This is a genomic window from Bradyrhizobium nivariense (assembly GCF_029846695.2).
Lineage (GTDB): Bacteria > Pseudomonadota > Alphaproteobacteria > Rhizobiales > Xanthobacteraceae > Bradyrhizobium.
In genome coordinates, this window is the sequence record NZ_JARWCR020000090.1 from 19,052 (window position 1) to 31,054 (window position 12,003).

Below are 12,003 nucleotides of genomic sequence, written 5' to 3' on the forward strand. Positions count from 1 at the left end.
CCCGCGCTTGAGGCGTACTTGGTTTTGGATGGGTGCGGTCGCATTGGGGCGGTGCGAGGATCGTCAGGCATTACAATCCCGCCAACACTGCTCGCGCGCGTCGACGGGATGATTGAATAGGAAGTAGTCTGGCGACGGCCAAAGTGACGCGATTGACCCACATCGGTCGGGAACCTAGGCGGGATTGGCAATGAGGCGTCGCGAGGTCATCATCCTTCTCGGTAGCGGTGCGGCAGCGTGGCCACTCGCTGCGCGCGCGCAGCCGAGCAAAAGGCCGACCGTCGGATTCCTGGGCGCCAGCACTCTAGCCGCCGCTGAACAATGGGTTGCCGCCTTTGCTCAGCGGTTACACGAACTTGGTTGGACCGAGGGACGCACCGTCGCGATCGAGTATCGCTGGGCGGAAGGCCGCAATGAGCGCATGGCCGAAATTGCGGGCGATTTCGTGCGGGCCAAGATCGATGTCATTGTTGCACAAGGAACCCAAGCAGCGCTGGCGGCGAAGAAGGTAACCTCCGCTCTCCCAATCGTCTTCGTGCTGCCGGGCGACCCCGTCGGAAGCGGGTTGGTTGCGAGCCTGGCGCAACCGGGCGGCAATGTCACCGGGCTTTCGAGTCAGGTGCCCGAGCTTGCGGGCAAACGCCTCGATCTTCTACGCGAGATCGTCCCGGGGCTACGCAGCCTAGCGATCATGGCCAATGCCAGCAATGCCGCCAACGTGTTAGACACGAATGAGATTCAGGCAGCGGCGCGGGCCGGCGGTCTCGAGGTTGTCAGCTTTGAAATCCGGCGAACGGTAGATATTGCCGCCGCCTTCGCTGCGTTCAAAGGTACGGTTGGTGCACTTTACGTTCCGCCCGATGCGTTCCTGAACACCAACCGAATCCGTATCAATACGTTGGCGCTGGTAGCGCGCCTGCCGACAATGTACGGCGCACGGGAGAACGTCGAGGCGGCGGGGCTGTTCTCTTATGGTCCAAATTTTACAGACTTGTTCCGACGTGCCGGCGATTATGTCGACAAGATCCTGCGCGGGGCGAAGCCTGCCGACCTGCCGGTGCAGCAGCCGATCAAGTTCGAACTGGTCGTCAACCTGATTACGGCGATGGCGCTCGGCCTTACCGTTTCACCCTCGTTGCTTGCCCGCGCCGACGAGGTGATCGAATAAGGCAGGTGCGATGTCCGAGTCTGGCCTGTTTGAGGCGTGCCGCCTATCCTGAGTGCGGATTCCGATTTATTCCGGCCGGGTGTTCCGACTTGAAGCCGGCCACTTGAAGCCGGCCACGATTCCGAAATGAAACCGGCCGGCATTCCGATTTGAAGCCGACCGGGTTTTGGAAGTCGGCGTTTTCGTTTGGGTCAGTCCCTCAGGCATCAAGTCCCTCGTCGATCAACGGGGGAAGCGGATGCCGGCCAAGAGAGAACTGACCATGCGACAGATACGACAGATGCTGCGGCTTGCCCGTGATGGGGTGAGCGCCCGGGAGATCGGGCGCACGCTCGGCGTGGCGCGCAGCACCATTCAGGACAATCTCAAGCGTGCCTCGACTGCCGGGCTGGCGTGGCCTTTGGCGGGCGATCTGACCGACGCCGTTCTTGAACAACGTCTGTTTGCCCATGCCGGCGTCAGGCGCGGCTTCCGCCGGCGAGCTGAGCCGGATTGGGCCTCGCTGGCCTGTGAGCTGAAGCGGCCTGGCGTCAATCTGATGGTGCTGTGGGAGGAGTACCGGGCGGTCCACCCGGAAGGATATGGCTACAGCCGGTTCTGCGATTTATTCCGGGAATTCGAGCGGCGGCTGTCGCCGACGATGCGGCAGGACCATCCGGCCGGCGACAAGGTCTTTGTCGATTACTCCGGCAAGAAGATCATGATCGTCGATCGTGCAACCGGGGTCGTGCGTGAAGCGGAGATCTTCGTCGCCGTGCTTGGCGCCTCCAATTACACCTACGCCGAGGCGAGCTGGACGCAGAAACTGGCGGACTGGATCGAGGCCCATGTCCGCATGTTCCGGTTTTTTGGCGGGGTGCCGCGGCTTGTCGTCCCTGACAATCTGAAGTCCGGCGTGCACCGGGCCTCATTCTACGACCCTGAAATCAATCGCAGCTACGGGATGATGGCGTCCCATTACGGCGTGGGCATCCTTCCGGCACGGCCAAGAAAGCCCCGGGATAAGGCAAAAGTGGAGGCTGGAGTGCGTTTTGCCCAGACCTATATCCTCGGGCGACTTCGCCGGCAGACCTTCTTCTCCCTGGCCGAGGCGAACGCGGCAATCGCCGCCGCGCTGGAGCGCATCAACGCGCACGTCATGCGCCGGATTGGCGTCAGCCGCCGACAATTGTTCGAGACCGTCGAGAGGCCTGTCCTGGCCCCGTTGCCGGATGCCGACTATCAGTTCGCGGAATGGCTCTTGGCCCGCGTCTCGCTCGATTATCACGTCGAGGTCGACGGCTTCTTCTACTCAGTTCCACACGGCCTGATCCGGGAGCAAGTCGACGTTCGCGCCACCACCCGGACCATCGAGTTGTTCCATCGGGGTTTGCGTGTTGCGGCTCACCAGCGCCGTTATGGTGGCCGCCGGCACGGCACTGACCCCGATCACATGCCCAGTGCGCATCGGCGTTATGCCGAGTGGACTCCCGATCGATTCCGGCGTTGGGGGCGGTCAATCGGGCCCAACACCGAGGGGCTCGTCCTCGCCATCCTGGCCAATCGGCCTCATCCCGAACAGGGATTCCGGACCTGCCTGGGCGTGCTTCGGCTGTTCAAGGATATTGATCCCGAACGCGCCGAGCTGATCGCGGCCCGAGCGGTTGCTGTCCGCGCGCTGACCTACAAGAGCATCGCCTCCATCATCGCCAACAAGCTCGAACGCGGTTCTCGCGACACCGAGGACGCGATCATCGAACATCCCAATCTGCGCGGCCCCGGTTACTTCCATTGAAAGGATTACCCAGCATGCTCACCCATCCCACCCTCGACCTGCTGCATAGCCTCGGTCTCCACGGTATGGCCAAAGGCTTCAAGGACCTCGATGCCCAGTCCGAAGCGCGCAGCCTCGAACACGCTGAATGGTTGGCGTTGCTCCTCGAACACGAGAAAACGCTGCGCCAGCAAAAGCGGTTCGAAACCAGAGCTCGAGCCGCCAAGCTGCGCCATGCCGCCTGCGTCGAGGATGTCGATTACCGCGCTATCCGCGGCCTCGACCGCGCGCTCTTTCTAAAACTCGCCGCCGGCGACTGGATCCGGGCACGACATAATCTCCTTGTTACCGGGCCGTGCGGCCTCGGCAAGAGCTGGCTCGCTTGCGCCCTTGGCAACAAGGCTTGCCGAGACGACTTCTCAGTTGCCTACCATCGTGTACCGCGTCTCTTCGCCGCGCTCGCACTCGGCCGCGCCGATGGCCGTTACACCAAGATGCTGCGCGCTATCGCACGACTCGATCTGCTGATCCTGGACGACTGGGGACCAGAACCTCTCGACGCCGACCAACGCCGTGATTTGCTCGAAATCGTCGAGGATCGATACGAATCCCGCTCGATTATCGTCACCAGCCAGCTGCCCGTCGATCGCTGGTACGAAATCATCGGAAACCCCACCATCGCCGACGCGATCCTCGATCGCCTCGTCCACAATGCCTACCGCATCGAACTCAAAGGAGAGAGCCTCAGAAAGCAGGAGCAAACCGCTCAAGATCAACCGGTCTCTTGACCTTCCCAGCCCTCAACGACATCATGAAATTGACCCATGCGAACGACGCCACGGGTGGCCGGCTTCAGATCGGAATACCCGGCCGGCTTCGAATTGGAATGCATGGCCGGCTTCGTCGGAATCCGCAATCCTGAGAATGTCCGTTCACCGGGTAGACCGAAAGTCGCCATGCTCCGGCCAAACCGACGCGAATGACCCAAAACCGTCTTGCGCCATGCGCCGCGCCGCAGCGTTTGCGCCCACAGTGAGTGCGGCCACAATCGAAACCTGATACTCTGCGTCCACGCGTCCTCAAATTGCGATGAGGATCGAGTGAAACGGCGCGAGTTCATAGCGGCTACTGCGGCACTATTCGTCTCGCCACGGCGTTCGTGGGCGCAGGGGGCTCGCCGTCGGCTTGGCTTTCTCGCCACTGGTGACGCGAGCGGGCAGGCCCCCAATCAACCCGAGCTTGCGTTGATCGATGGGCTGCGAAACCACGGCTGGATAGACGGAAAAAACCTGATTATCGAATATCGTTTTTCCAAGCCCCCGGATCGCATACCGGCTTTGGCGGCCGACCTGATTGCCCTGAGCCCCGATGTGCTCGTCGCCGCGGGACCGCAAGCAGCCCTCGCCCTGAAATCGAAAACTGCTACCATTCCGATTGTGTTCGTGGCTGTGTTCGATCCCGTGGAGCTCAGCCTCGTCCAAAGCCTGTCGCATCCAGGCGGCAACATAACGGGTCTCGCGACCTACGCGCCAGGAGATTGGGTCGCAAAGCGAGTAGAAATCCTCCGCGAACTGATACCTGGCGCATCGAGAATTGCGATCTTGGTCAATCCGGAAAACCCAATGCAGAGGAAGGTTTTAGCCGATGAGGTGCCCCGCGCAGCCCGGGAGCTAAATATAGCTCTGCCGACAGTTGAGGCGACCAAGGTCGAGGAGCTCGACACCGCCTTTGCTTCGGCAGCCGCCCAGCACGTCGATGCAATGATCGTTTTTGGCGATGCTTTGACCGTTCGCCAAGGCCCACGAGTTGTCGCGCTCGCGGCAGAACATCATCTGCCCGCGATGCACTTCTTCCGACATTTCGCCAATGGCGGATTGGTCATCTACGGCCCCGACATAGCCGATCTGTTCCGCCGTGCAGGCGGCTACGTCGATAAGATCCTCAAAGGCACCAAGCCTTCCGATCTGCCGGTAGAGCAGCCGACCAAATTCGAGCTCGTGATCAACATGAAGACGGCCAAAGCGCTCGGCCTCGCCGTGCCGCCCTCGTTACTCATCCGCGCCGACGAGGTGATCGAATAGAGATGCTATTTGCTGCGGCGCACGATATGGCCCGAACGCGAAGCCCAGACCGGCTCTGAAATCGTCCGGTTGTCGCGCTAGACCGGACGTGACCGGCGGCGGTCAGGACGGCGCCTGTTGACCCTGGCTGTGTAAAAACGCGAAAGATCGAGACACGGTCAGAATTGCATTCTTCAGTTCGCTCTCTCTAAGTTGAATTCGCTTTCGAGTTGAGCACCAAAGACGATGTTGGACGAATAACTTCTTCTATCGCGGTCAATCGTCTAAGCGTTTTCACACAGCCAAGACCCACACCGGACATCCGTCGCTTGGTGTCAGAATCATGCAAAGAACGGATGCGGCGCTCCTTTTTCACCCTTCCGTTCCATCACCGAGATACAGGTCCGTATCTCATCGTCAGACATGTTCAGGCCGAACTCTCCGCGCAGGACCGATCTGAATTCGGCTTCATCCTTCAACAGTCGCCGTTCGGCCTCGCCCGTCGCGTGCCGTACGGTCAGCCGTGCGTTGAACATTGTGATGCGTGTCCTGTTAGGACCCGGTTTCGCCGCTATGATGTTGCCTTGGTAGGGTGCATCAGGGTGTGTTCCGGTGTACCAATTCGTAATTTCATACTCACCGTCGTATCGCGGATAGGGAATAACGCGATAAATGTGCTCCCACATGTCGCGTAACTTCGCTTGCAATGTGAGTTCGCCGCCGACATCGATAAAGCGCATTGGCTCGTGCGGTGTGTCCTGTTCGACGTCGGGCTTCAGAAGCAAAGCCGAAGTGGGTGCCAGATTCCCGAAACCTACGTCAGCCAAGTACGGTCCTTCAGGCAGGTCTACCTGCAACAACATATGTATCGCCGGACGCGGGGCGTCGATGGCCATGCCGCGAACTACTCTGCCTTGCAGGCTGGTGATCTTGTAACCAAGTGACCGTAATCCCTCCCGAAACAGCATGTTCTGTTCCAAGCAATAGCCGCCGCGGCGACCCGAGATCATCTTCCGCTGAAGGGAATCCAGGTCGAGCCTCGGCGTCCGCCCCAGCATGATGTCCAGCGATTCGTATGCGATTTCGTGCGAGTGCGCGAAGATGAGTTTATGCAACGTGTCGAGCGTTGGTTCGAGGGACCCAGCATATCCAATGCGCTGCAGCCAAGCGCCTTGGTCGAATGATGCCTGCGCCATTGGAAACTCCCATTGTGTTCCGTAAGCTATCGAACAATTGCAGGCCGGACAACGGGACAAGTCTGCTGTTGGCCCATCGGCGAAGTGGTGGCACCCTCGCCACGAGGTCCGCTCACCGAGGCATAGCGGACCAGATTTGCTTACGTTGAGTTCTTCGCACTTTGACCCACAAGAGACCTTTCACCCTCAACTGGGGTATGCTGGGATATGATAGGCTGTGACCCTAGGTCCACGTATGCTCAGGCGACTTGCGATCGAAGACATGGACGTTGCGGCCGTGGTCCATCGAACATCTTTCGACCAGGCTCTACCAACTCTGGCCGGCCTTCACACACCAGCCGAGGACCGCTGGTTCTTCCGAGAGCGCATGTTCCCGGCGTGCCAGCTCTGGGGTTCATTCAGTGGCCAAGAACTCGTTGGCTTTGTCGCGTTTCGCGAGGCATGGATCGACCAACTCTACGTACTCCCAACGTGGCAAGGCCGCCACATCGGCACTGCCCTCTTGAATGTTGCCAAAAACCGATTTGATCGCCTGAGTCTCTGGACGTTTCAACGAAATCAAAACGCTCGCAGATTTTACGAGAAGCACGGTTTCCGGCTTGTCTCGGAGACAAATGGCTCACGCAACGAAGAGAAGGAGCCCGATGTCCTATACTCGTGGAGACGCAATCCCCTTGCGCAACAATAACTGCTTATGGCCCTTCGCGTCGAGCCGCAACCCTCACTTCGGAGTCGGCTGTTCGGGGAAATCCGGACGCGGTTGCAGGCATACCAAACCGACGCGAATGTCCCTGGCTGTGTAAAAACGCGAAAGATCGAAACGCGGCTAGAATTACATTCTCCAGTTCGCGCTTCAAATTGAATGTGCTTGCAAGCTTGACCGTTGAGACGGTCTTGAACGAATAACTTCTTCTATCGCTGTCAGGCGTCCTGGCGTTTTCACACAGCCAAGACCCATTGCGGAAGTGGTCGGCTTTAAGGGGGAGCGCCTTAAACCTTCGTATGTTCCGCGACACCATTAGATGACGGGACGACTACCGACGTTCAATTGAGTTGCTGATCGCGATCGTCCTAGGCTGCATGGGTTGGAAAAGAGCACGGGCTCATGAAGTGCGATTGTGAAAATAGGATGATCTACGAACAGCTGCGATAGAGCCAAGAGGAGACTATAATGCCCAACTGTTCCGAAAGTCTTAGATCTGGCAGCCGGTGCCTAGATAAAGCCACGAACTAGAATGACAGCTTTTGCTGTTTCGCGCATCACGCAAAACGATCAAATCGGCTTGCTCGAACCAGGGTAGGGATAATGAAGTTCGTAACGTGTCTGCTTGCGGCAGCACTCCTGCTTGCGGGTGTCGGGGCAAGTCACGCGGCAGTCCGCATTGCTGATGATCGGGGCGGTCAAATCGGAAGCTACGTCAGCAAATTTCAACGTCTGCGTTCATCCGGACAATCCGTGATCATTGACGGTCTCTGTGCCTCGGCCTGCACCATCGTCCTCGGCGCGGTCCCTCATGACAAAATCTGCGTGACCTCGCGTGCGGCGCTTGGTTTCCATGCCGCGTATGATTTCGGCATCAACGGCCGCACCTTCACTAATCGCGAAGCAACCATGATGCTGTATTCGACGTATCCGACGCGGGTGCAGCGATGGATCGCCGCGCGCGGCGGGTTGACGCCCCAGATGATCTTTCTGCGCGGCAAGCATCTGCAGGCGATGTACCAATCGTGTTAATCGATGCGTTAGGAGATCTGTTGGACGCTGAGCCTTCAGCTCCAATCAGGTCCCGCCCGCGCCGACGACGTGATCGAGTAGTCCGGCAGTTTGCTGCGGCGCATGAGTCCGGATGTGGCCCTAAGCCGAAGATCGGGTCAGCCGCCGTGATGTCCGCTGTCGCTGGCAAACCGGACGCCGAGCTGCACTTGGCTTGCCAGCCGCTTTTGACCCAAAGCGGATATCAGGTTCGATCCGCTCGACGGCACTGTCAGTTGACTTGAAATCATCCTGCAATCTAAGCTCGGGTTGCTCTTCTTTTGTATCAACTTTGCGATGCGTGGAGGCTATCCGATGCTGGAGATCGAGTGCTCCCAGTGCCGTGCAGCTCGCGCGCTCGACGACCTCACTGAGCTGAAGCGGCCGAAAATCACGTATGTCCACGATTTGGCCGGGCGGCTCGTCTGCACCAAATGCGAGAAGGCCAACAAGCGTCCTGCGGCGAAGCCGAAGCAGCTCGCCCGGCGGTCACCCTACGCATGACGGAGTTTTTGGCGATCATTTCAGAAGCCGCCCGTCAGCCTCAGGTGCAGGTCTGGTTTCTTGTCGGCATCATCGCCGGCTCGATCTTCGGTCTCTACTTTCGCAAAAACGCTGGGCCGCCGATGGTCAGCGCACTGGTTTTCTTGGCCCTCTTGCTGCCCGCGCGTTTCTTGACGCCCCCGACGTGGTTCACCATCATCTACGCAGTTGTCTTTATGCTGACGGGTTTCATTGGCTTCTGCGCCGGCTGGCTATCCGGACTGCTGCTCGGTCACGTGTGGGGCCTCGTATTGGACCGCGCGAAGAGACAGGCTGCATCCCGGCCGCCACACGATGACTAACCGCGCTGGCCTTGTTCGCCTAGTTGAGCTTGTGCGCTACATCGAACGACGAGAGCCGTGCTTTTCGTCCGACCTCCTGTCGTGCGGACCGGAAGCGCAATGACCGCTTATGGCCCGTTTGAGACATGCCCGCCTATCCCGAGAATGTCTGTTCACCGGGGTAGACCGAAGTCGCCATGCACCGGGCAAATCGACGCGAATGACCCAACTGCGACATCGAACCTGATAAATGCCGAGGTGGATTGAGTAACATTCCCCACTCGCCGCCCGACGCGACGGCCAATAGAGGCGGCGCTCTATGGGGGATCTGCTTGCGGATAATCGCCACCAGTGCATACCCATCCGAACGAAACTCCGGGTCGTAAGATCTCGCCCGCGACCTTGCAGGGCGTCGATCCGGTACCCAGTTGAGTCCGCACTTTACGATGCACCACCGTGGTAGTAAATTTCACGCCCTTACAATAGCAAAATTAAAACGGGAGGATTTCATGCGCGTGACTTATGCAGCGGCATTCGCTCTTTGTTTGCTCACAGTCGCTCCGGTGCGGTGCCTTGCCGGGGACCCGAAGAGCGATGTCTCGGCGGCTTACGCAACATTTGATGCGACGTACAACAAGGGCGATGCGAAGGCCGTTGTCGCCTTATATCTGCCGAACGCGAAGGTGCTCCCGCCAACCCACGAGGTGGCGTCGGGTCCAGCGGCGATCGAGAAGTTTTTCGCCGGGTTCTACGCAAACGGCGTAACGGACCACAAACTTGAGCTGATCGACGCGGGTGGCGATGACAAGGTCATCTATGGCACGGCAAACTGGAGCGCCAAAGGCAAGGACAAGGATGGCAAGCCTGCGAACTTCTCTGGCATCGCCACCCACGTGTTCGAGCGTCAGGCGGATGGTTCGCTGAAGCTGAGGTTATACCCTGTCATTGGGCTCCTTGAACGAGCAGCGGGCATTCGGCGGGAGGACCTTCCCGAAGAGCAGCTCGATAAGCTCGAGGCGATGCTCGCTCTTGCGACAGACGACGCGCATGAGAGCGCACCCGTTCTCGCGGACCTGTTGGCAATCCCGACAGGCGGGCGATACCCGCCACTGGAGCTCGGTCCACACCAGAAGAAGGAGCGAACGTTTCAGGCTCTTTTGGAGCAGGTACGAGGCCTGGCGGCAAGACAGCCGCTCCTTGCCATTTACGAGGATGTCCACTGGGCCGACCCCACCATGCTCGAACTCCTCGACCGGGCTGTTGACGAGGTGCAGCGGCTCCCGATCCTCATGATTATTACCTTCCGACCGGAATTCGTTCCGCGCTGGACGGGACATGGACACGTGACAGCACTCTCTTTGAGCCGGCTGGGACGCAGGCAAGGCGCGGCCGTGGTCGACCGGATAACCGGCGGCAAATCGCTTCCACAGGAGGTGCTTGATCAGATTTTGGCCAAGACGGATGGCGTGCCGTTGTTCGTCGAGGAACTGACTAAGACCGTCCTCGAATCCGGGCTGCTTAGGGAGCAGGGCAACTGCTATGAACTGATAGGTCCGTTGCCGCCGCTGGCGATCCCGACAACGCTCAAGGACTCGCTGATGGCCCGTCTGGACCGGTTGGCACCGGTGAAGGAAGTCGCCCAGATCGCAGCCTGCATTGGGCGCGAGTTCGGACACGACCTTCTGAAAGCAGTAGCTCCGCTCGATGAGGATGCCCTCCAGCTTGCTCTCAATGAACTACTGGAGGCGGAGCTCATATTCCGGGTGCGTGGAATACCGCCGGATATTGGCTACAGCTTCAAACATGCTCTGGTGCAGGACATCGCGCACGAGAGCCTCTTGAGGAGCAAGCGGCAGCAGATCCATGCTGGTATCGCCGCTGCTCTCGAAGAGCGTTATCCTGCCCGTGCGGAGGCGGAGCCGGAGACGATTGCTTCGCATCTCACCGAGGCTGGGCTGGCGGACAGGGCCGTCGGCTATTGGCTGCGGGCCGGCCGGAACGCCGCGGGACGTTCCGCCAATCTCGAAGCGATCACTCATCTTACAAGCGGGCTAGAGGCGCTCAAGTCCTGTCGAGAGGGGCCGGAGCGGGATCGCCAGGAACTCGCGCTGCAGACGGCAATCGGGGGTCCGCTGATCGCCATTCACGGATACACGGCTCCGCAGCTCGGCACTGCGTTCGACAGGGCACACGCGCTCTGCAAAGAACTGGACGACGCGGATGCCTTGTTCGCCACGCTCAGCGGCAAGTTCGTTTTCCATTTTGTAAGAGGCGACTACGGCGCCATGCAGAGCCTGGCGGCCGAGGCGCGTAGCGCCGCCGAGCGCACCGGGGACATGGCACTGGAATTGGCGGCGCATCGTTTGGCGGCTCTCACGGCCATGCACGCCGGTGACTTTCTTAAGGCCCGCTCCGAGTTCGAGACGATCCTGAGTCGCTATGAGCCGAAGGCGCATCGGCCGCCGCCTGTGCACTATGTCCATGACCCGAAGGCTTCTGCGTTACCCTACTTGGCGATTGTGCTTTGGATCCTTGGCTACCCCGAGCAGGCGCAGAGAGCGAGCCGCACGGCGTTTGAGTACGCTGTGGAGTTGAACCAGACGAACCTTACCGCGCACGTGGAGGTCTATGGCGGGGCCGCGCCTGCGGAGCTGATGAGTGATGTGGCGGCTGCGCATGCGCACGCGGACGCCATCATCGACCTCGCTGATCAACACAGCTTGAACTACTGGCGGTTGAGCGGACTCATCCTGCGGGGCTGGGCAATGGCACGGGAAGGCAACGTGGAGAGTGGTTTGACGCTCATGCGCCAGAGTTTGAACGAGCGGGACCGGCTCGGAGCTGCTTGGTACCAGGTTCGGTACTTGTGCATGCTGGCGACGACGTACCTGCAATTGGGTCGTGGCGACGAGGGTCTCACAGTCCTGGCTGAAGCAAAGGACCTCGCTGCGCGCAGTGACGAACATATGTGGGATGCAGAGCTCGCATGCATCTCTGGCGAGCTGCGGCGCACTCGTGGGGATGCACCAGACGAGGTCGACGCTGATTTGCAAACCGCGCTCCAGGTTGCACAGAGCCAGAGTGCCAAGTCATTCGAGTTGCGGGCCGCGATCAGTTTGGCTCGACTCCGGCGTGACCAGGGCAAGCACTCTGAGGCCCGCGCTCTGCTCGCGCCGGTCTACGGCTGGTTCACCGAGGGCTTCGACACCCGTGACCTAAAGGAAGCGAAGGCGCTGCTCGACGAGCTCT

10 protein-coding genes are annotated in these 12,003 nt (G+C 59.8%); 9 read left to right on the plus strand and 1 reads right to left on the minus strand.

Features of this window, described 5'->3' with window-relative positions; translation table 11 throughout:
- Positions 1 to 190 precede the first annotated feature (190 nt).
- From QCM77_RS40790 to QCM77_RS40805, 4 genes are all read left to right on the plus strand, one after another.
- The gene (locus QCM77_RS40790; RefSeq protein ID WP_280096582.1) at positions 191 to 1,168 is read left to right on the plus strand and encodes an ABC transporter substrate-binding protein; all 978 of its coding nucleotides are present in this window, start codon (positions 191 to 193) and stop codon (positions 1,166 to 1,168) included.
- Between the two features lie 262 nt (positions 1,169 to 1,430).
- Positions 1,431 to 2,942, plus strand: coding sequence for an IS21 family transposase (gene istA / locus QCM77_RS40795; protein ID WP_279669486.1), 1,512 nt, complete (start codon positions 1,431 to 1,433; stop codon positions 2,940 to 2,942).
- A gap of 14 nt (positions 2,943 to 2,956) precedes the next feature.
- Complete coding sequence (gene istB, locus QCM77_RS40800) at positions 2,957 to 3,709, plus strand: IS21-like element helper ATPase IstB (protein ID WP_280096583.1); 753 nt, start codon at positions 2,957 to 2,959, stop codon at positions 3,707 to 3,709.
- Positions 3,710 to 4,165: 456 nt separating this feature from the next.
- The gene (locus QCM77_RS40805; protein ID WP_279691402.1) at positions 4,166 to 5,002 is read left to right on the plus strand and encodes an ABC transporter substrate-binding protein; all 837 of its coding nucleotides are present in this window, start codon (positions 4,166 to 4,168) and stop codon (positions 5,000 to 5,002) included.
- 320 nt (positions 5,003 to 5,322) lie between these two features.
- Here the strand turns inward: QCM77_RS40805 and QCM77_RS40810 are convergent, their stop codons facing one another.
- Positions 5,323 to 6,177, minus strand: coding sequence for an arylamine N-acetyltransferase family protein (locus QCM77_RS40810; protein WP_280096584.1), 855 nt, complete (start codon positions 6,175 to 6,177; stop codon positions 5,323 to 5,325).
- 262 nt (positions 6,178 to 6,439) lie between these two features.
- Between QCM77_RS40810 and QCM77_RS40815 the strand changes: the two genes are divergently transcribed.
- The 5 genes from QCM77_RS40815 to QCM77_RS40835 all read left to right on the plus strand — a co-directional run.
- Positions 6,440 to 6,865, plus strand: a complete 426-nt coding sequence (locus QCM77_RS40815; protein ID WP_347882433.1) for a GNAT family N-acetyltransferase — start codon at positions 6,440 to 6,442, stop codon at positions 6,863 to 6,865.
- A gap of 618 nt (positions 6,866 to 7,483) precedes the next feature.
- Entirely contained in the window at positions 7,484 to 7,912 is a 429-nt protein-coding gene (locus QCM77_RS40820) for a hypothetical protein (protein WP_279669442.1), read from the plus strand.
- A 333-nt stretch (positions 7,913 to 8,245) separates the two neighbouring features.
- Entirely contained in the window at positions 8,246 to 8,434 is a 189-nt protein-coding gene (locus QCM77_RS40825; protein WP_279669443.1) for a hypothetical protein, read from the plus strand.
- Complete coding sequence (locus QCM77_RS40830; protein ID WP_279669444.1) at positions 8,431 to 8,775, plus strand: hypothetical protein; 345 nt, start codon at positions 8,431 to 8,433, stop codon at positions 8,773 to 8,775. The genes QCM77_RS40825 and QCM77_RS40830 overlap by 4 nt, the downstream gene beginning before the upstream one ends.
- 488 nt (positions 8,776 to 9,263) lie before the next feature.
- On the plus strand, positions 9,264 to 12,003 hold a 2,740-nt coding region (locus tag QCM77_RS40835), incomplete at its 3' end, for a nuclear transport factor 2 family protein (RefSeq protein WP_280096585.1).